Annotated in this window: 27 protein-coding genes and 1 pseudogene; 27 read left to right on the top strand and 1 reads right to left on the bottom strand. The window is 34.7% G+C overall.

Annotated features, from left to right (window positions below):
- From AC21OH_RS05090 to AC21OH_RS04975, 24 genes are all read left to right on the top strand, one after another.
- Window positions 1-483 carry a hypothetical protein gene (locus tag AC21OH_RS05090; RefSeq protein ID WP_487371676.1) on the top strand — a complete coding sequence of 161 codons (483 nt, stop codon included), beginning with the start codon at window positions 1-3 and terminating at the stop codon, window positions 481-483.
- A gap of 12 nt (window positions 484-495) precedes the next feature.
- The gene (locus tag AC21OH_RS05085) at window positions 496-1,236 is read left to right on the top strand and encodes a tetratricopeptide repeat protein (RefSeq protein WP_487371675.1); all 741 of its coding nucleotides are present in this window, start codon (window positions 496-498) and stop codon (window positions 1,234-1,236) included.
- 257 nt (window positions 1,237-1,493) lie between these two features.
- Window positions 1,494-1,742, top strand: coding sequence for a hypothetical protein (locus tag AC21OH_RS05080; protein WP_491140228.1), 249 nt, complete (start codon window positions 1,494-1,496; stop codon window positions 1,740-1,742).
- 5 nt (window positions 1,743-1,747) lie between these two features.
- Entirely contained in the window at window positions 1,748-1,876 is a 129-nt protein-coding gene (locus AC21OH_RS05075) for an RHS domain-containing protein (RefSeq protein WP_491140411.1), read from the top strand.
- 253 nt (window positions 1,877-2,129) lie between these two features.
- A complete protein-coding gene (locus AC21OH_RS05070; RefSeq protein ID WP_491140226.1) occupies window positions 2,130-2,711 on the top strand; it encodes a hypothetical protein in 582 nt (193 codons plus the stop codon).
- Entirely contained in the window at window positions 2,698-3,180 is a 483-nt protein-coding gene (locus AC21OH_RS05065) for a hypothetical protein (RefSeq protein WP_487371624.1), read from the top strand. Before AC21OH_RS05070 ends, AC21OH_RS05065 begins: the two co-directional genes overlap by 14 nt.
- Window positions 3,181-3,324: 144 nt before the next feature.
- Window positions 3,325-3,459 carry a hypothetical protein gene (locus AC21OH_RS05060; RefSeq protein ID WP_491140224.1) on the top strand — a complete coding sequence of 45 codons (135 nt, stop codon included), beginning with the start codon at window positions 3,325-3,327 and terminating at the stop codon, window positions 3,457-3,459.
- Between the two features lie 633 nt (window positions 3,460-4,092).
- Window positions 4,093-4,461 carry an ankyrin repeat domain-containing protein gene (locus AC21OH_RS05055; RefSeq protein WP_487371625.1) on the top strand — a complete coding sequence of 123 codons (369 nt, stop codon included), beginning with the start codon at window positions 4,093-4,095 and terminating at the stop codon, window positions 4,459-4,461.
- A 300-nt stretch (window positions 4,462-4,761) separates the two neighbouring features.
- Window positions 4,762-4,929 (top strand): hypothetical protein, encoded by a 168-nt coding sequence (locus AC21OH_RS05050; RefSeq protein ID WP_487371626.1) that lies wholly within the window; start codon window positions 4,762-4,764, stop codon window positions 4,927-4,929.
- Window positions 4,930-5,061: 132 nt separating this feature from the next.
- The gene (locus tag AC21OH_RS05045; RefSeq protein ID WP_487371627.1) at window positions 5,062-5,238 is read left to right on the top strand and encodes a hypothetical protein; all 177 of its coding nucleotides are present in this window, start codon (window positions 5,062-5,064) and stop codon (window positions 5,236-5,238) included.
- A 2-nt stretch (window positions 5,239-5,240) separates the two neighbouring features.
- Window positions 5,241-5,312, top strand: a complete 72-nt coding sequence (locus AC21OH_RS05040; protein ID WP_487371630.1) for an RHS domain-containing protein — start codon at window positions 5,241-5,243, stop codon at window positions 5,310-5,312.
- Between the two features lie 341 nt (window positions 5,313-5,653).
- Window positions 5,654-5,896, top strand: coding sequence for a hypothetical protein (locus AC21OH_RS05035; RefSeq protein WP_491140221.1), 243 nt, complete (start codon window positions 5,654-5,656; stop codon window positions 5,894-5,896).
- A 473-nt stretch (window positions 5,897-6,369) separates the two neighbouring features.
- On the top strand, window positions 6,370-6,603 hold the full coding sequence (locus AC21OH_RS05030) for a hypothetical protein (protein ID WP_487371712.1): 234 nt from the start codon (window positions 6,370-6,372) through the stop codon (window positions 6,601-6,603).
- A gap of 439 nt (window positions 6,604-7,042) precedes the next feature.
- Window positions 7,043-7,279: a hypothetical protein gene (locus tag AC21OH_RS05025; RefSeq protein ID WP_487371711.1), complete on the top strand. Its 237-nt coding sequence runs from the start codon at window positions 7,043-7,045 to the stop codon at window positions 7,277-7,279.
- Between the two features lie 575 nt (window positions 7,280-7,854).
- Window positions 7,855-8,940 (top strand): hypothetical protein, encoded by a 1,086-nt coding sequence (locus tag AC21OH_RS05020; protein ID WP_487371684.1) that lies wholly within the window; start codon window positions 7,855-7,857, stop codon window positions 8,938-8,940.
- Entirely contained in the window at window positions 8,930-9,073 is a 144-nt protein-coding gene (locus AC21OH_RS05015) for a hypothetical protein (protein ID WP_487371685.1), read from the top strand. Before AC21OH_RS05020 ends, AC21OH_RS05015 begins: the two co-directional genes overlap by 11 nt.
- A complete protein-coding gene (locus tag AC21OH_RS05010) occupies window positions 9,070-9,201 on the top strand; it encodes a hypothetical protein (protein ID WP_487371686.1) in 132 nt (43 codons plus the stop codon). Before AC21OH_RS05015 ends, AC21OH_RS05010 begins: the two co-directional genes overlap by 4 nt.
- Before the next feature lie 3 nt (window positions 9,202-9,204).
- Window positions 9,205-9,489 (top strand): type VI secretion system Vgr family protein, encoded by a 285-nt coding sequence (locus AC21OH_RS05005; RefSeq protein WP_487371687.1) that lies wholly within the window; start codon window positions 9,205-9,207, stop codon window positions 9,487-9,489.
- A 182-nt stretch (window positions 9,490-9,671) separates the two neighbouring features.
- Window positions 9,672-10,837, top strand: a protein-coding gene (locus tag AC21OH_RS05000) for an IS3 family transposase (protein ID WP_491140049.1) whose coding sequence is annotated in 2 segments (ribosomal slippage) — window positions 9,672-9,930 and window positions 9,930-10,837 — 1,167 coding nt in all. Because the reading frame shifts where the segments join, the coding sequence is not laid out codon by codon here.
- A 307-nt stretch (window positions 10,838-11,144) separates the two neighbouring features.
- A protein-coding gene (locus AC21OH_RS04995) for an IS3 family transposase (RefSeq protein ID WP_491139564.1) occupies window positions 11,145-12,220 on the top strand; the annotation gives its coding sequence in 2 pieces (ribosomal slippage) (window positions 11,145-11,400 and window positions 11,400-12,220; 1,077 coding nt in all).
- Between the two features lie 215 nt (window positions 12,221-12,435).
- Complete coding sequence (locus tag AC21OH_RS04990) at window positions 12,436-12,870, top strand: hypothetical protein (RefSeq protein ID WP_491140217.1); 435 nt, start codon at window positions 12,436-12,438, stop codon at window positions 12,868-12,870.
- Window positions 12,871-13,150: 280 nt separating this feature from the next.
- Window positions 13,151-13,588, top strand: coding sequence for a hypothetical protein (locus tag AC21OH_RS04985; RefSeq protein WP_491140214.1), 438 nt, complete (start codon window positions 13,151-13,153; stop codon window positions 13,586-13,588).
- 1,173 nt (window positions 13,589-14,761) lie between these two features.
- Window positions 14,762-15,469 (top strand): RHS repeat domain-containing protein, encoded by a 708-nt coding sequence (locus AC21OH_RS04980; RefSeq protein WP_487371673.1) that lies wholly within the window; start codon window positions 14,762-14,764, stop codon window positions 15,467-15,469.
- Between the two features lie 65 nt (window positions 15,470-15,534).
- Window positions 15,535-15,837 carry a hypothetical protein gene (locus AC21OH_RS04975; RefSeq protein ID WP_487371674.1) on the top strand — a complete coding sequence of 101 codons (303 nt, stop codon included), beginning with the start codon at window positions 15,535-15,537 and terminating at the stop codon, window positions 15,835-15,837.
- 262 nt (window positions 15,838-16,099) lie between these two features.
- Here AC21OH_RS04975 and AC21OH_RS04970 read toward each other — a convergent pair.
- Window positions 16,100-16,253: pseudogene (locus tag AC21OH_RS04970) on the bottom strand (IS1 family transposase); the annotation flags it as partial.
- A gap of 485 nt (window positions 16,254-16,738) precedes the next feature.
- Here AC21OH_RS04970 and AC21OH_RS04965 point away from each other — a divergent pair.
- From AC21OH_RS04965 to AC21OH_RS04955, 3 genes are all read left to right on the top strand, one after another.
- Window positions 16,739-17,902 (top strand): tetratricopeptide repeat protein, encoded by a 1,164-nt coding sequence (locus AC21OH_RS04965; protein WP_491140211.1) that lies wholly within the window; start codon window positions 16,739-16,741, stop codon window positions 17,900-17,902.
- Between the two features lie 676 nt (window positions 17,903-18,578).
- Complete coding sequence (locus AC21OH_RS04960) at window positions 18,579-19,505, top strand: hypothetical protein (protein ID WP_487371527.1); 927 nt, start codon at window positions 18,579-18,581, stop codon at window positions 19,503-19,505.
- Window positions 19,506-19,608: 103 nt separating this feature from the next.
- Window positions 19,609-20,892 carry a hypothetical protein gene (locus AC21OH_RS04955; protein ID WP_487371528.1) on the top strand — a complete coding sequence of 428 codons (1,284 nt, stop codon included), beginning with the start codon at window positions 19,609-19,611 and terminating at the stop codon, window positions 20,890-20,892.
- Window positions 20,893-20,919: the final 27 nt, after the last annotated feature.

Raw genomic sequence — 20,919 nt, 5'->3', positions numbered from 1 at the left:
ATGTTAGAAGATTACGGGAATTCAGAAGGTATGCAGTGGGCTATACATGATGCTAAAAACTATACTCCTTCTTCAAGTAGTGCTAGGCCAAATCGTGCCAATACTACTCATATGACTAATATTAGTGCAACTGGAAGAGCATTAGGAGGGTTCGAGTTTAGTGTTGGATGGGGTAAAAGTTATGATGATAAAAACATACCTACTCAGTGTTATACTATAAGTCCTTGTATCACAGCAGGTTCAGAAGCTAGAGTTAGTGGAGGGATTAATAAAAGTAATACGGATAGTGCATCTCCAAATGGACTTAATTATTCAAATCAAAAATGTTTAGAGGCATCAGCTACTTATTCAGTTGGGGCTAACGCTGGTGTATGTACAGGTAGTGATGGAAGTACGACGTCATCTGGGGGAATTTCCTTTGGAGGTGGTACTGGTCTTTCAGGAAAAGTATGTAGACCTTTAACGTGGTGTCCCACAAAATAAGGATATATAAAAATGAAAGTTTTATATTTAATTTTAATAGTATTATTGTCATCTTGTTCTAACATGCAAGCTAAATACAATAAACCTAATTTGGAGACAGAATGTCAACTTTCGGGCAGTAGCGACTCACTACAATGTCAGATTTATAACGACCCAAACTTAGAAATAGATGATAAAGAACAGACGATGGGCTTTATTTATTTTGTTGGTAGTAATGGTATAAAAAAAGACTGCGAAAGAGCAAAGTATTGGTTTGAAAAGTCGGCTCAGAAGAATAATGCAGAAGCATTAAATGGATTGGGTTTAATTTATAACTATGGTTGTGATGTTAATGAGAACTCAAAAAAAGCAGAAGAGTTCTACCTCCAAGCGTATCAGAATGGGAGCAGACAAGCCGCAGCGAATTTAGGAAGTGGTTATGTAATTGGCGAGTTTGGAACAAAAAGAGATTTAAGAAAGGCAATAAAATGGTTCGAATTAGCCATCAATGATACCCCAATAAGAGCATATAAAGGTTTAGCTCAAGCTTATTATTATTTAGAAGATTATGAAAGCTCTTATAAATATACATTGAAAGCAGCGAATTTAAAGGATGCAGAATCTCAACATAATATAGGCTATATGTATGAGACCGGTATATACGTAGATAATGATATTGAAAAAGCAAAATATTGGTATGAAAAATCTGCAGCTCAGGGTTTTGCATTGGCTTCTAACAAACTAGAAGATTTATCAACTGATAGTACTGACTAAATCTTTAAATTACAAGATGGTTTTCAAACCCTCACTCATAGGCTCGTCAAGCACTACTATTACAGTACAACGCCAATAACGAAATCATCAGAATCCTGACGCGAGAATACCAAAGCAACAATGTCAACTAAACCCCCTCCCGCTATAACTATGAGGTCTCTGGACGGCATATAGCCAAACAAATTGACATCAGACAACTGACTAAAGACTGCTACACCTTAAAAGCAATAATCAAACCCACTTATCAGTTCACTCACATGCTATGGCATAGTTATAGACTCATTCAAGAGTATAGCGACAACAATGTATTTACCATCGTCTATGACCAAAATAGCTTTGCACCTGTAGCAATGCTAGTTTGGCTACGCGAACATCTTATTCATGAGCAAGTGAGCGAACTGGACAAAGAGTGGTTAACCAAGTTTAATGGCAAAGAGCCTGAAACAAGAGTCAACCTAAGAGAGTTTCAAGCTATTATGATGACTATCTTAGAAGAGACAAGTTAGACAATATTAATAGCATAAAGGTCTATTATTATAATGATCAGCTTGGTACGCCGAATGAGCTGACTAATAACAAAGGACTGGTAGTTTGGTTAGCCGACTATGAGGTTTGGGGTGAGACGCGTGAAGAAATGTGATGGGGGCACATTTTAGCGTCGCAAGACGAGAGCTGTGCTCGAGTGAACGCAAAAGAGCAATACAAATCCTCAACGTATTGGGGATTTTAAATATGGGCAAAAGAGCTTCAACCTATACGTTTCCATGGTGAGCAAGGACAAGCAAGGGTATGGGGCACCCTTGCCCGAAGCGAAAGACTAAGAGCTTTGCTCGTAGTGCTTTGATAGTGAAACGGGGCTAAATTACAATTGTTTACGCTATAATGATCCTGACATGGGGATGTTTGTTTTAAGAGATCCTATTGAATTAAAAGGTGGCGATAATGTGTTTGCTTATGCGCCGAATCCTACTGGGTGGGTTGATCCGTTGGGGTTGAATGCTAAAGTTGCAGTAGGGGTTCTTGATGATATTATCAAGCTCGCACTAGGAATTAGCAAAACAGGAGCTAGAGGTAAAACTGGCTGCACTTCTTGTACTAAGGATGATGACGAAGAGAATTCCTGCCGAGTGCTTTTGAGTAATTTAAAAAGTAAGCTACGTGTAGTTAAAACAAGATACTATCTTCTTCTAATTGATGAGCATAATTTGTATCAAAATCATCGTAAAACGAAAGACAAACATAATCAACATGGTAGTTGGGATGGTCATATTTTTAAGTTTAAGGAGTCGCAAACGGAATTAGGGCAATCTATAGCTCAAGCAGGACCTAAATGTATGAAGTATGCACCAAAAGATACAGATGAATGGCGTTACAAAGAGCCTCCGAGTATGCCAAACCGCGATGTTGGCTTAGAGGGTTATCAAAATTTGAAGTTTAAAAATTATAGGTTAAGGAGTAGTAATGAATATTTTTAACATTAAAAATGAAGCGCATCTTATAGAATTGGTTGAACTGTGGGATGCTGAAGGTGTTATTAAAAGTGAAATATTTGCAGACGCACTAATGACAAGTTACGTTTTTGGTGAGAACATAATACTAGGTGTAGATAGAATTGATATATTTTATCTATGTATGGAGATATATTGTAATCAGGTGAGTAAAGGAGCAATTCATAGTAAATGGTGTATTGCCAAACACTTGTTAACTTCTGTAACCTATTTATATTCAAATCCGATAGTTGCGAAATTCTTAATTGATCTTGCTGCTTATGAAAATGAACCAAGTGCTTGTGAGTACATAGCTAACAAGTATATAGAATTTGGTGAAGATGATATAGCAACATTTTGGCGTAAAAAAGGCGAAATTGGTTTTACAGATAAAGTGGTAGGTGAACCTGTTGATTTAGTACTGTATAGAGATATGAAAACCATATACATGAAGTAGAGAATGAAAACCTTTCAATACAGATATAGTTAGCGAACAAATAAAAGGTTACATTGTAACCTCGTTAAGCCTACTAAAGTAGTAATAATTACCAAAGCCATTAATAATTCTTCAAACTTAAAAACCCCTATTGCTATTGATTTAATGAGTACCCATGATATTACTCAACAAAGCCTTGAAATATTTGATAGAAGTTCAAATGGAGATAATACAGCACGCAAAATTATAACTATGTACGTAAGCGATGACGTAGCAGGCGCTACCCAAAGCATTAATTAAGACCTAGACGCACAGATTGCACAACTAAACAAAGATCTTGATCCTGATTTGGTAATGTTTATCAGCCTAGATCCGATTGGGCTGATGGGTGGCGATAATGTATTTGCTTATGCGCCGAATCCGACAGGGTGAATTGATCCGTTAGGGTTGACTGCTGGTACAACCGGAAGTACTTCAAATAAATCTATATCGCTGCTTAAAGTAGGTGGTAAAGTTATTCGGGGTGTACAAGGGATTATTTGCAAGCTATACCACCTACAATGATGGGTGATGCTATGATTGAACCTCTTAAAGAAGAACATTTAGCAATATTGAATGCGTCTAATAGTCAAAACAATCTAAGACTGAAATAATATGAGCATGCAAGGAAATATTGTGATACTCAAGTTATGCCTGAACGAAATGATTGTACTGCTATATCTAACAAAATTGGTCATGCCAAAAATTGTATTAAGCTATATGAGGCTAGGGATAGGAAGTGGTATCCAGGCAGACATGATGTAAACTAAAAACTTGGAATAATAGGCTGGATTCATTTAAAGAGTATCATCAAAACCACTGTGTTAACAAATATAGCTATTACGATTAATATAGAAATAAAGAGTAATAATAATTCAATTAATAGGACTTCATATGAAAAACGGGGTATTGCAAGAATTATTGAACAAATATAGAGATCATCCTGATTTTTTAGGAATGAGCCTTAATACACCAAATGACAAAGGTGCTGTTGATGATACTCCTGTACATATATCGTCAAGAAGAGGGGATTTAAAGGATATAAACTTATTTATTAAATATGGTGCAGACATTAACCAAAAAGGTGACTTAGAAAATACTCCACTACATTTTGCAGCAATGACAAATAATCTTGAGGTAGTAAAAACTCTGCTTAATAACGGAGCTAGTAAATATATTCGAAACGAGTTTAATCAAACACCTTTGGAAGTAGCTAAGCTTAATACAATTATTGATAATAAACTAATAAATATTCTAAAGTGAATTGTCTTAGTATTATCAGTGACTTAATATTTTGAAAGAATACGATAATCAAAACACTAAACTACACCCATGAGATTAGAGAAAGAGTCGTTCAAATATTGATTGAAGTGATAAGCTATTTTACCTTATACAAAGCAGTCTACCATTGACCCTGCGAGCAATCTTGTGCCTGTATAATCAATGAGTACTGAAAGTGATGAGTCAAATACACAAGAAGCATAACTTATTACAGGACGACCTACTGAGCTAATCAGTAACGGACAGCGCATCCGCTATACCTATGACAGCCATGGGCGGGTTATGTATAAGACTAAAGAGTCGGTAGACAATCTTGATAGACACAAACGCACACTATTACACCTGCAATACAACGCCAGCAATGAAGTCTTCAAAAGCCATACTCGAAAATACCAAGGCAACAACGTCAAACAAACCTGCACCCGCTATCACTATGACGACTTTGAATGACGTATTACCTAACATAGTAAAATACAGTAACTGATTACTGAACAAGATCTATTAAACAAATATTTGTTTAAGCACTCAAGTAAACCCAATTTCAACAAACCATATGTTCTGGCTTAATAATATAGCCATTCGATGAATAGTAACATACATTTATATACTACAATTTGTGATCAATGTAGCTTTGTACCGATTGCTAAAGCGGTGTGGTTAAAAACGGGCATTAAGCTTGAAGCATATGAAGACGTTGGAGATGATTATTATAGCTATGATGACAAAATGAGAAATTTAATTCGAACCAATCTGATTTAAATATCTTTTTTTACCATAATGACCAATTAGGTACGCCAACTGAGCTTACTAATTATAAGGGTGACTTAGTTTAAATTGTTGACTATGAGCTTGGTGAGCGAGGAATAAGTATAGCAATGCTTTGCCAGAGCGTAAGGCGCGAGCTGTGCTCGAGTTAATACGGCTAAGATAGTATGAAATTAAACAAAGTTGAACCGCTACAGGTAGAAAAAGAATACTTAGTGAGCTCTGGCCTCCAACACCTTTATGAGTAGATAGTCAGTAATGGTTTCGTTGTAATACAGATGTACCAGGTGGTTTAGTTTTAGGAAACCAAGTGAAACAAAAGTACATTTTAATATGATAATTGAGTTTTTAATTTAATATTTCGATATATGTGTTTTAAAAGGTATTATAGTTGAAAATAAGGGGTAGTATGTATAAAAGTCTAATTTTGATTTTAATTTCCGTAATTGTTTTAGGTTTATTGAACGGCTATCTAACAGCTAAACAAAAACATGTTAAAGAGCTTGATGAAGCATATTTACTAGTTGATAAAGATAAAAAGCTTATGAAAAAAGAAGTAGATAAAATTATAGAGCAAAATGGATATGAGTCTGCACATACCTATATTAATAAGATGGAAGATAAATATAATAAAATATATGGTAGTGAGTGATAAGGTAATAATATGAGTTATAAAAAATATTTACGCGGAATATTTTTACTAACAGTTTTGCTTACTTTGTTAATCTCTTTTTTAATAGGAAGATATATTTACCTTAATGGTAATGATTTCCTACCTGCATGGAAGGTATATTATCTTGAGTCATTAGAGAGTTTGGAGCAGTTACGACAATATATTGAAAATAAGGAAAAGTAATATAGCGCAATAGACCGACTAACCAAGTTACACTGCAAAAATAGACCGTAAATCACTATAGAGTGATACTACGATACGTTAGGTCAACTAACTCATTTAACAGGTAATAGCATTATCAAAGGCACGTAAAATAGCTAACATAACAATCGCTATTAGAAGGATTATAAATATGAGTATGGCAAACAAGTTCGGCTAATTGAGCATAAGCTGATGGATTAAAAACTGCAGACAGGTATAACAGAAGGGTTTGAATTTGTACTTGCGAGCAATTGTGTAGCTGTGACGATGAAGATAATCTTGAAGATGGTAAAGACAACAATGATAATACATCTACTGCAGTGGTATATATAGGACGAACTACAGAGCTGATCAGTAACGGACAGCGTATCCGCTATAGCTATGACAGCCACAGGTGGATGATGTATAAGACCAAAGAGTCAGTAAATAATTCTGATAAACGCAAACGCACAGCCCTACATCTACAATACAATGCCAATAATTAAATGAGCAGTTGTATTACTCGTGAGTATCACCGCGACCTCATCATACAAACCTGCACTGTTTTAAATACAATGCCTTTGGACGCCGCATTCACAAACAAAGTAACATCAATCAAAAAGACACTATCCAATTCAACGCTAATCATACACTATGGTATGGCTACCAAATGATTAATGAGTATATTGATCTCTTTTTATTTACAACCATTTATGTTCACCACCTAAAGAACCTTCAAGTAAACCCGAATCATCTATAGACCATAGTGAGTTACAACGTAGAATGTCATCAGGATTAGGAGACTGGATTGGAATACACGGATACGGAGGTATACCGTAAAATCATATTAAAATCAATTAATGTTTTTAACTACTTAATGTAAATATCTTCAGATGAAGTTTACCATTTTTATAAAATTATAATCATATCGAAGAGGAGGTCTTAATGAAGTTTAGATTTACTATCGTAACCTTTATTTTTGCAGGATTAGGATTTTTTCAAGGATACTATATTGCTAATCTTAATTATCAGGATGTAATTGATGATATATATAGGGTTATTGAGGAAAATTATATTAAAAATAAAAGTAAGGTAGACGAGTTCATAAATAGTGGCAATAAAGATTTAGCTAGAAATTATATAAGCGATCTAAAGGAAGAGTATGAAGAATTATATGATTAATTTTAAATGTTAAGGAAAGAGAAATGATTTTAAGAAAATTTTTTCGTATTATTTTTTTAATATCAATATACATATCATTTATATATATTGGTAGGTTTTCTTTTTATTATAGTGATAAATATATTGATCCTTCTTATATTTATTATATCGAGTCGTTAGAGGATTTCGAAGAGTTGACAAAGTATATAGAAGATAAATAAGCTACTCTGACTAATATAAGAAAAACTTCATTAGAAATATATAGTTTATAACAAGTCAAGAAAATATCAAAAGTACATAAATCTCTCAATAGATTTTATTCTAAATTATTCAAGTGACTGTATACGTATAGTATAGCTGAAAACGCATCTACGACGTCAGCTATCATAACCTGACTCAGAAATTTAATCAGTAACGGACAGCGTATCCGCTATAGCTATGACAGCCACAGGCGGATGATATATGAGACCATAGGGTAGCTAATTAATTCTGATAAACGTAAACACATAGCCCTACATCTACAATACAATGCCAACAATAAATCAATCCTGACTATCTAGCATTTTAGATAAATAGGAATAATGAGCCATTAAAAGATGAAAGCTTTACCTCCCCAAAACACTACCAGTATCACTTTATTACCTCGTCCCTATAGTGAGGTAGAAGATGTGCCTACAGACCATCCTAATATGCTATATGTAGCAAAAGACGTGCGCGGCATCACGCCTTATGCAATGACCTTTAATGATGTCGGTAGTAGTATGCTAAATGAAGGTGGTTTGGTAATAATTATTTGTTACTTAGTTCTTTTTATAATAATGATACCAGCACTTCTTATAGACCTTTTCTTAGAGGGTTTTGTGGAGATAGTACTCGGTATTGGGTTAATCTTAATAACGTTCGTTCTACCAATGGCTATGATACGCAAAGTTTCAAAGCTAACCGACAGCGACAAACCCATAGATGCCTATGATAAAATCAACCAACGTATATTACAATTTGATGTTAGCCGTGAAGACGGTAGCATAAAAGTAGATTATCATGGTGTTAATGAACTGCCATATAAAGACATCCATGCCAGTGTCAAAAGCGTCAATATGGTCAGTGCGGGCGGTATGAGTCGAACCTACTTTTTACAACTTAACTGGCTAGATGACGAGCGCAATATTATTAATCAACTGGTTTCATCATTTCCAGCCAACTCGGATGCTTATGCAAGAGCACAGTGGCAGTTTATCCGAAACTACATGGAAAAGGACGCAAACAGCCTACCACCAATTACACCTTTTGATCCGCCAAAGACAACTAAAGAGCATAAGCTTTATCTATATACCGACAGTATCTTACCAAGCTATGGTGTCACTCAAAACTTTAGAGTATGGCCGTGGTACATTCCTTTATTAATACTACAAGCCTACATCAAACTCGGAGGTGGCTGGATACAGTCTAAAGGACGCAACATACTAGACGAACCCCAGTACAAGCATCTACGCTACCCACCAGATGCGCCAAATCCCTATATAGACCCAAACATAAATCCATACCGTATTAAAGTGATTAATAACCAAAGCAAATGGTTTATATGGCGTTGGCGTATAATATGTATATTACATACCTTACTAATACTGAGTATAATTGGTTTGTTTTACGCATTATATTTAGGCTATCTCGATGATTACTAAAGAGGGTCAGACTAGAATTACCTTACCCCCTCAAGATATAGTGAGTATTACTCTATTACCTCGTCCCTATAGCAATGTTCAAGATGTCGCTAAAGACCACCCAAATATATATTGTGTTGCTAAAGTTGTGTGAGTCGTGCTCTTGTTAGCTTTATTGTTGCTGACAATGCCCAGCCCATAGACGTCATCAAAACCCAAAGCATTGAAACTAGCCGTACAGGGGATAGCAATAAAGACAGTGACATAAATGGCTACAATTAACTTATGTTAAACCAGCACCAAAGCCATCCACAAAGTCAGCTATATAGCACCACCTATCAAAGCAGCCTAACCCTTGACGGCGTACACCAGCACACCGACCACAGCAGAGGTAGCGCTCGAGGACAAGGCATCAGCCTTGGAACTAATGCGGCTGGCAATATCCAATGTAGACCTTTTATACCTACCTCAAGAAAAATAACTAGTACAGGATGGAATACTGGTACTATGATATCTGGTATGACTGAAAAAAAGATATGTATTATGCCGCCGCACATTAAAGGTATTTGATAAATGGAGAATCAAGTATATTTAGCAATGAGAGCATGTTAAACCAATAGATAAGACTTATAATTGAAAACTTTAAGTGTTCAGGCCCTGCTGCTATAAAATTTACGTGGGTTGCTATGAGCTATGCTTAAGAAACCGTAGAGATAAACTTGGTAAACTAGTGACTCAATGAGGAGTTTACCATGACCAAGAAAATCAGAACTTATAGCGCAGAATTCAAAGCCGAAGCCGTCAAGAAGATAGCACAGAACAACGGAAATATTACAGCGACCGCAAAGCAGCTTGGCATCGCCATGCAAACGCTATCGAACTGGCATCACAAAGCCAATCAAGGCAAACTTGAAGGGACAGAGCAGTACGATCCACAGCTTATGGCTGTGATAGAAGAGAACAAGCGCCTTAAACGACAGCTTAAAGTTGCTGAAGAGGAACGAGAGATCCTAAAAAAGGCCACCGCGTACTTTGCGAAAAACAATTAGTGAAGTACGCCTTTATAAAGACGAATAGACAGATTTTTAGTATCGTCTCTATGTGCCGGGTATTAAAGGTTAAGTGTTCTAGCTACTATGACTGGATAAATCGCGATATCAGTGAGCAGCAGATACATCGTAACCGCTCTGAGCTACTGGTTAGAGCCGCTCATAGTGAAAGTAAAGAACGTTATGGTGCTGAGCGACTGCAGGCAAAGCTGACAGAGCAAGGGTTTGATATTAGCCTATACATGGTTCGACGTATCAAAGAAGAACATAACATCAAATGCCGTCGCCACAAACGCTTTAAAGTCACCACCGACTCACACCATAACAAGTTAGTTTATCCAAACGTGCTGGATCAAAAGTTTGAAGCCAGTCGACCTAATCAATCTTGGGTCAGTGATATGACTTATATCTGGACAAACGAGGGCTGGCTGTACTTGGCTGGTGTTAAAGACTTGTATACCAAAGAGCTTGTCGGCTATGCCATCAATAAACGTATGACTGCGGATCTTGTATGCCGTGCACTCAATATGGCCATTAAGAACAAACGACCCAGCAAAGGGCTAATCGTTCACTCTGATAGAGGTAGCCAGTACTGCAGCCATGCGTATCACAAGATCATCAAGCAGCAGCATTTTATAGGCTCTATGAGTGGCAAAGGTAATTGCTATGACAACGCTCCGATAGAAAGCTTCTGGGGTACATTAAAGAATGAACTGGTATATCACCAAGACTATAAAACAAGATTTGCAGCGATCAGCGATATCATTGGCTATATTGAGCTGTACTACAACCAAACGAGGATTCAAAAGAGTTTAGGCTATAAATCGCCAAGACAGGTGTGGTCTGATTATTGTCGTCAGGCTGCGTAACTAAAATCTCCCAAGTTTAATTGTACGGATTTGACAGCAGGGGTCACTATGGCTAAGCCAGATATGGCTAAAAAAGGAGAGGGAGTGTTATATTTTTATGAAAAGTAAAAAACTACATAATTAAATTAGTCCATTATTTTAAAGAAAATAATTAACCTTTTAGTCATACTCATTGTAGTAATTCTTATATTAGGGATAACTATAAATACTAGAGTTTTTTAAATAGTTGGCTATTGTGTAACTATCCCCTAAAATAACACAGCTCAAACGTAGAATTTCTTATAAAATACCCATAAGGAGTTTTGATATGAGCAAACGAATGACTGAGACCCAAATCGTATCGATATTAAAAGAAGCAGAAGCTGGAATACCTGCCAAAGAGCTGTGCCGTAAATACGGTATTGCTAGTTCAACCTACTACAAGTGGAAGTCTAAATACGGAGGTATGGAAGCCTCTGACGTCAAGCGACTAAAAGAACTAGAAGAAGAAAACCGTAGGCTTAAACAGATGTATGCTGATTTAAGCCTCAAATCACAAATGCAGGAAGAAATCATAAAAAAGCTATAGCGCCTGTCCTTGAACGTAAAGTCTGGGCACAAGAACTGCAGGCGCAGTATGGTGTTAGTATTGTGGTTAGCTGTCAGGTGGTCTGCATGAGTCGAACTGCTTATTACTACAAGCCTAAACTATCTGATGACAGTGAGATTATTGATGTCTTAAATGAGCTTACTGACAAGCATAATCGCTGGGGTTTTCCAAAGTGCTTTAAGCGTATGCGAGCACTTGGCTATTCATGGAATCACAAGCGCGTACATCGTGTTTACAAAGCGTTAAACTTAAACCTACGCCGTAAGACTAAAAGGCGACTGCCAGCACGCAATCCTCAGCCGCTAAGTGTGCCAAGTGCATTTGGGCATACTTGGTCTATGGACTTTATGAGCAATAAGCTACATAACAATATTCGCTTTCGAACCTTTAATGTGATTGATGATTATAACCGTGAAGTATTAGGCATTGATATTGGTACCAGCATCCCCTCACTTCGAGTGATTCGCTACCTTGATCAGCTAGCCGAGTGGCATGGTTACCCTAAGCAAATTCGTGTGGATAATGGTAGTGAGTTTACCTCACACGTATTCACTGATTGGGCATCGGCTCACGGTATTTACATTGACTATATCGAACCTGGTTGTCCTTATCAGAATGCTTATATTGAACGGTTTAATCGCAGTTATCGCAATGAGGTTTTAGATTGTTACCTTTTCAACAATTTAAACGAGGTCAATCAACTGACTGAAGATTGGATTGAGGTTTATAACACCCAAAGACCCCATGATTCACTTGATGATATGACACCTGCCCAGTACAGACAGGTGGCTTAACGATTCTACGATGATGTTGTGTTAAAGATGGGGTATTTACAATAGATAATAAATAAAGAAAATGAATTTAATTGCTGAGGCTGGTTCACTTACAAGAATGAAAATTATAATAAAATATTAAATAAATTACATCTAAACCATACAATAGTTTACCAATACCAAAAGTTAATATTATTGTTAAGATAATTAATAACCAGTGAATTTTTTGGAATTTAATGATGAAATACTTTAAATATTTATTAATTATTATCTTATGCCTCGTTGTTATCTCATGGCTCTATTCTTATGTAATCAGTCCAAATGTAAAATTAGTTAACAACACAAATGAGGTCATAAGAATAGCTAAAATTGAGTTAGATAACGGTAAAATAGAGCCTGAATATGATGACATTAAAAATTCGTTTCTTAGCGAAGTATCCCTAAAACCAAACGCCAGTTACTCATATGATGTTAGTTCCAAGGTGATTACATCTAAAAATAATATAATAATCGGTGTATCTTATGAACATGGAGAAACAATTTATGAAGAGAGTTTTAAAATTTCAAAAAATGGTTTTTGTAGATATAAAATCAATGTTTACGATGGATTACATATTGTAGATACAAGTAAATTTAATCTCTGCTATAAAAAGCTTCTACTGGTTAAGTAGTTTAGCTATAGGATTTTAATAATTTTATTTTAAAAAGATTCTAACTACGCTAAATTTTTAGTCAAGTATCTATACTTTAGTTTAAATTCGATGCTACTTATTTCAATACTGGAATTTAAATAGGCATTGAATTTTTTAAACATTCCCATTAAGCCGCGATATTACAGCCACAAAATTTTAAACCTAATTAAATTTAAACCAGACAGTAGTTTTAAAGAGGCAAAATGTGGAACATTATTTTTTTAGATGAACTAATAAGAATTTTAAGGTAATTCTCGCAATGAAAAAATCAATATACATCATTTTAATTGTGATTATTCTTTTATATGTATTAGTATCTTCAATATATACATTATTTATCTCTCCAGAAATAACTATTACAAACTATTCAAAATACACTCTAAAGGTTTACAAAAGTGAAACTAATTTAAAATCTGTTGAACCTACCTTTGAAGAAGTAGAAGATATGTTTATAAGCTCTACAAAGTTAAAAAATAATCAATCTGAAAAAATTAGCATTCAAAGAAAGTACTTATTTTCAGATAACAATAAATTGAACATCTCAGTAAAGAATAATAATAAAAGTTTTTTTTCAGGTGAGTATTTAATACAAAAAAATGGCTATTGTGGATACAAGATAGATATTTATAATGAATATGTTGATATAACAGAAAGAAAATATAATCTTTGTTATAAGAAGCTCTTATTAGTAAAATAGTTCGCATATACAAAAATAATGCCCAGTGGCAAATTATGCTCACTAGCCTGATATTGTACATTAGAGACTAACTGCTTGAATTCAGACTTATATTTTGTCCATTACAATATTATTTAGCAAATAATATAAACACATTTTATATAACACGAATTTCATTTAAAATTGACTTTCCTTATAACGATGAAGAAAGTTATGAAGGCTATTCAATAATAATAGTTGATGCGATACAAGTTATTCGTAACGACATAGTCACCACCTTAACAGATGGTAAAGTCATCAAACAGATACATTACGGCTCGAGACACCTATTTAATCAAAGCCTATTCGATCCAAATACCGATGAGCATGTCGAACTACGCCATAGTGAATGCAACAAACTCACATTGAGGTCTTTAGACAACAAGGAAGCGTACACAGCGTCTTTGATATTGATCCTATGGGGAGATTAAGAAATTAACAAAGTAGTAAAGATGAACATATAGTTATCAGCCGTCAATTTCAATATGACCCATTAGGTCAGCTAACAGACATCCAAGGTCAAACTGACCTAACTGATCTCGACAATAACCTTATACCATTTATCCCTAATCATCACTATAAATATGATGCTATAGGTCGTCTGACTCAGCACAAACTTAAAAGCCAAAACAGCCATTTCATTTAGCAATTCGCCTTTGATGCCACAAGCAATAGACAATCTGCTCATGAAAGCACTATCAAAGATGACATAGCTTTATCTAATCAATATAAGACCCAAGGTAGACCACACAGAACTGATCAGCCAAGTCAAACGTATCAGCTATCATTATGATGAGCATGGCAGAGTCGTACGTAAACTAATCAAATCACACCCGATAACATTCAATGAGCGAATCGGCAATTAAACAATAGCCTAGTTCAGTTAAAAAAAGAGCTAAGCTTTAGGTATAAGCCTAATAACGAGCTCATTAAAACAGAACTAAAGCTCAAAAAGGTAGCGATACCGTTATAAATACAACGCATTACTATTATGATGCCTTTGGACGACGTATACATAAACAAAGTGATACTAGTAATAAAAAGGCAACTAAAAACAAATCAACGCATATACTTTGGAATGGCAACCAAGCGATCCAGGAATATACTGAAGATCAAGTATTTACGACCATATACGATCAAAGCAGCTTTGCGCCAGTGGCAAGAGCAGTGTGGTTAGAAAATGATGATAAGCAAAGTATACAGGTGTACTACTATCATAACGATCAACTTGGTACGCCCAATGAGTTAACCAATGAAAATGGAGAGGTGGTATGGCTAGCAGACTATGAGGCGTGGGGTGTAATTAATAAAGAAAAGTATATCACGCAAAATATTGGCGAATTAAAGATCGCTTCAAATCAACTACAGCCGATACGCTTTCAAGGGCAGCACTTCGACGAGGAGACAGGACTACATTACAACTGTTTACGCTATTATGATCCTAATTTAGGCATGGTTATCTCAATAGACGCGATTGTATTAAATGGTGGCGATAATATGTTTGCTTATGCGCCGAATTGTAGTGGATGGATTGAGACGTTGAGGTTAATAGGCATTATTAGTCGCGGAAGTATAACTCCACCAGAGGCTATGAACCAATCAAAAGTAATGAGAGGTGATGGACCTTTATCTAATGTACTAAGAATAGATTGTAATGATGTTTATTTAGTGTCTACTAATGCATCCTATACTCTCGATGATGGATATAAAGCTGATGTACATTATATTGAAGTAAGTCAACAGAAACAACAGTTTATACCTTCAGGAGTATTTTGGCCTCCTACACCTTCATATATTAAATCACAAGGAGCAGAATGCAATGAAGTTTCCTTAAGAAAAGACCATGAGTATAAAGTAAGGTAGTTATTTTAGATTTAAAATTTTAGTTTAAAGCTCATTTGTCTCCAGTTTAGTTCAATAGGAATGAAATGATTAATCGGAAAAATTTATATATAGCAGTAATAGCAATTTTATTTGGTTTTATGCATGGCTATTTTATAACATCAATAAAAAATAAAGAAAGAATTAATGAGGCATATAATTTAGTTAATGCTAACTACTCTTACAATTTAAGTGAAGTTAATAGAATAATTAATAACGAGGGGACTGATAAAGCAAAAATTTATATTGATAAGTTAGTTGATAGGAACGAAACCGACTATGAATATTTCCGTTCTCAAAATCCTCGCTATATTCCTTTAACGGAGAGAAAAGATGCAGATTTCAAATAACAATATTCAGCGAGTAATATTAATAACTTTAGCTTTCTTTATGCTATGGAGTATTTCATTTGTAATAGGTAAATATAGTTACATTAATAAGAAAAATTATGTTGCAGAATGGGATATATGGTACATAGAAACTTACAAAAAAAACAATGAGCTCAAAAGATATATTAATAATATTGAAGATGATAAATAATAGTTAATTTTGCTTAAATTTATATATAAAAGGTTTAATAAAATAGGGGGTGTTTTAAAAATTATGATGACATTATACATACCCATAATTTATGTAAAAACAGGATTTTAAAGGTCTTAAATTGGTTGTCGAGCGTTTTATTGAAGCCACAAGTTTTTCTAAAGGCTCGTCTTAATCCTTGTCTTATTCAGCAGTTATTGCCTTCAATACCAACAGTATAATTTTTACAAATTAGTTTATTCTCAGGGGGTGACAACGATACTGACAATGTAGTGAGATCCTATTGAATTGAAAGACGGCTTCAATGTCTTCGTTTATGCACATAATACTACGGGGTGAGTGGATCCATTAAGTTTAAAAAATTAGGCTACCAACAACTACTGTTCCTAATAGAATACCTCCAAATGGAACAGCACAAGGGTATAATGAAGACATCGTAAATGAGGTTGGGCAAGGAGTTAATTAAATTAAGTGTGGTGGATTGTTTACACCTTGAGGGTATAGGTTTTATGTGAAAAATATAAGTGCCCAAATGATAAATAGTCATTTCAATGTGTTGCATACCCCAATTCCTATACATGGTAAGATACCTAGTGGTACAACTTACGAAGACTTGGGTTGAGTAGGTATAAAACAAAAAATAGTATAAGAAGAAGATGCGCCATGATTTATTATCATATTATAAAAATAGTTGTTTTATACACGAGTTTTATGTTGTTAGCTTCTTGTTCTCAATTCGAAGATGATTCTACATTTAATGATTTTATGAATAAAAGTCATATTGATTATATTGATGCTGATATTCTTTATGATAATAAAGAGTTTGAACTGTATATAGTTGGTTTAAATAATATAAAAGTTGGTGCTATTGATAAGGCTATGGAAATATTTATTGAACTTAAAAATAGTTCTAATAAAGAATCTACTGAATATGGAGAGTATGGGCTATTACTCATTGCTTATGAAACAGACAATATGCCTAATATGAAACGACAATTAGGAAGTATTGAGAGTATAAATTCAAAGTCTGAATGGTTAAAAATTGAATATTATAATTATAATGTTCTCTATAATTTTTTGAACACAAATTTTGATAAAGTTAAAGAACTTTTAATATCAATTAAAGATAAAGATTTGATTAAAAATCCAACTCTATCATCGGTACAAAGTGGATTATATTTACGTGAAAATAATATTCATGAGGCTATTGAGGTTTTAAAAAGATTAGAAGTTGAAAATGATGAGTCAATAGCTACTACGGCTAACTTAATAAGTTTAACGCAAGGTTATGATAAGGCTATTGATTATTTGATTGTTAAAAAAAATGATCATAACAATGAGTTTCTAGAGCTTTTATATAATCAATATTTGGTTCAAAAAGACAAACATAGTGCCTATGAAAATGTTTATAACCTAGGAATGAAAACTCAAAATACTTATATTTTAGTTTATTCAATTGAACTCTTATTTCCAGATGCTAGAGATGATCAAGTACTAATTAAAATGAATATGCTTCAAGATAGATTAAATCGCTTAGAAGCTGCTAAAAACTATATTGATTTCTATTTGAATAGAATAGCTCTGCCAATTAATAATGATGAACTTAATCGAAATATATTAATAGCTGAAAAATTCAATCCAATGAATTATCGATTGCTTTGGCATAAATATCACAACTCACATGAAAATGAAAAATTAGAGTATCTAAACAAGATTGAAAAAATTGATCCCTACGACAATAGTATTCTAATAGAGTTAGCTAAATTCTATAATATCAAATCAATGCACAAGGAGTTGGAACATATTAAACAAAGATTTAATTATTCTAATAGGTTAAAAACACAAGCTGAAATTGAGTTTATGAATAGCTTATAAAGTTAAACCGCTTAACTAGATATAAAAAATTAGAATATCTATAGTTAACAACCAGTCTAATTCCTAAGGTAAAAGCTTTAAAAATTTTACAAAAGGCTTATTGTAGATTTAAGGTAGATGTTATTGATGAATTATATTTTTTTATACCTCAAAATTTAATCTTTTATATGAAGCTGACTTTGGCGGAAAACTTAAGCCTCCTTTATGCATCATCGATAGAAACGTTTAAAAGACAATCAAAATCAAACCACACATATTAATCACAAGCTAGTGTTTATATGATATATAGCTTAACTGATATAATTTTATAACGTTAAACTTAGTTAAATATATAGTGATTATTAGAATATTTTGGCCATAAGTAGCTTTTAAAGATGTATGTACTCTAATTATTCAAAATTAGTAAATATGCTTTATTTCAATAATATCCAGTTAATATTAATATTGGTTGGCATGATATTGATAAAAATAGATAAGGAAAGCCATTGTTCAAAGGTAAGGTAAAAGCCTTTAAAGTAATAAATAAAAATGAAGGATTTTTGTAGCTACGTAATCGATGTTTATGAAACTTAACCTGATGTTAGAGGTGTAGAGGGATAGATCTGCAATAAAAAGATATTACCTCATACTAATTATTAATCGTATTAAACCATAAACAATTTGAAACTAAAACTATATGAATGACTACACCATAAGACCTCAAGAGATTTATTTGCTTGAGCGGTATAGCTCACCTGAATACTTTAAAGACATGCGTGATGCGTTTGCCAACATGTTAGCAGTGGGCGAGCAAGCACTTGACGTCTTTATGCACGATTTGCCTTATGACTTAAGAGGACGACCACTCAATAAACAGTATGACATCATCTGGGGTGAGCGTGTTTTACCGAATCTTCGCGCTGTGTTAGATAGCTTGAACATAGGCTATCAAGAGCTGTTAAGAGGAGACTATACCGCATTAGGGTATGGTGGCAATGTAGAAAGCGCATTTCGTGCGATTAATATGGATTATGATGTGAATTGGATGCCAAAAGAGCAACTGGCGGAATACGATAAATGGGAGAGAGAAGCAAGTATGCGTTCTTTTAACTTAAAAATCTCTAGCTACTTTGGTTGGACCATTTGTGACTTAACTGAGCGCTACAGCGCTATGGCAAGAGGACCACTTGATGCGCCCGAGTCTTGGCCAATCTATCGACTAAACCCTGAGATGGCCTTTAAAACAGGTGACATTATCAAGGTGGGCGGCATATATGTGCCTAATAGAGCCGATGCCAGTGCTCAAATAATACCTAAGAGTGACAGAGCCTTAGAAGCGTACGTGGGTTATGACCCCGAAACCATGCAAGCGGTAGGTAGAGCACCCGTCAAATGGATGCTGGTTGAGCGAATTGCTAATACAGGTGGTAGAAATGCTGCAGTTAAACCCAAACGACTACGTTGCGAAGCAGGTGAGAATTGCCCTCAAACGGGGCTATGGTGGACACCATCGAGTAACGAACCAAAGCATTTTGAACGAGGTCAAATAATGCCAATTACAAAAAGACTCGAATGGAAAACCATTTGGTATTTGAGCGAAACCAACCGTCTAGACATCGAATAATAAAAAATTTATATCAAGCAGTATAAAACGTCCTATTTATCTCGCATACTATAGAATTTAATAATGAGCACAAACTATCATGATACAACAGTCATTAAAATTCATGAGTTATAAAATCAAGTTCTTCATAGGTGCGGCAATAGTATTCGCCCTTAGTGGATGTCAAACAACGTATCGTGAGCAACTTTTAGAGACTAAAGAAGTCTTAGACGCTTCAACACAGCTCATACAGCTTGAAGATACGTATATTATACGTCCGCAAGAGATTTATTTACTCGAGCGTTATAGCTCTCCTGAGTATTTTGAAAACATGAATGATGCATATGCCAGTATAATGATAGTGTCAGAACAAGCGCTTGAACAATATATTAATAACTTACCCTATGACCTTAAAGGCCGCCCTGAAGATGAACAATATGACATCGTTTGGCGGGATCAAGTCTTACCTTATATGAAACGTACGCAGGATGAATTATATAGACTAGAGATAGTAGACGGAGATTCTAGTGCTTTAGTAGGTGCCGAACACGTCAATAAAAGTATTAAGACTATAGAGATTAATTATCCTATTGATTGGATGAACAAAGAGCATCAGATAGAATTTAAGAAATGGCATAAATTGGCCGAGATCATGGCTAAAAACCTCGAGTCAACTTATTTATTTCGATGGAGAATTGGCGATTTAGATAAACGATACCATGCACAAAATGAAGCCTCTTTTAACCTACCCGACTCATTACCAGCTTACCGTATAAACCCTAATATCACCGTGGAGGCAGGTGAAGATAATATTGAGGTTAGGGGTATATATGTCGCTAATAAACCCGATGTTAGTGCGAATTTATTACCTAAAGGAATAGCTGCACCTTTGGCGCTTGTCGGTTATGACCCTGAAACTATGCAAGCAGATAGCGAAGAGCCAGTTACATGGATGCTGGTTGAGCGAGTCAACGATATGTCAATAGCTAGTCAAGACGTCAGATCAGAATATATAGAAGCGCTTGTGAAAGACTATGACAAAATATTTAATGCTGAATTGGCGAGCAACCCTGCCAATATTCCAAAAAGTGAATATAACGGCGGTACAGATAGTTATTTGGGTGATTTAAAAATACTAAATAATGAGTTAATATTAGAGGTGTCGAGTGGTGAGTTGCAAATAGTGACCATAAACCAGCGTCAAGAAAAGCTTAAACAGCAATTAATTAAGTTTGTATTAGAAAATAGCGATACTTCTGTTCGTGTAAGTATACAGGGCTATATAGATCGTGAACATAAAGGTGGCAATTTAGATAGACTTGTTCTGGTTAATTACAGTGGGCTTGAAGCAAATGCTACTCATAGCTTTTTCAAGATGCTTAAGATGATAAGTGCAGAAGAGGAATGACGTCATAAGCAATGAGTCTAAAAAAGC

Source organism: Psychrobacter sp. CX10, from assembly GCF_057621575.2.
The sequence above is the reverse complement of the archived record's forward strand: the minus strand, read 5'-3'. Positions and strand labels throughout refer to the sequence as shown.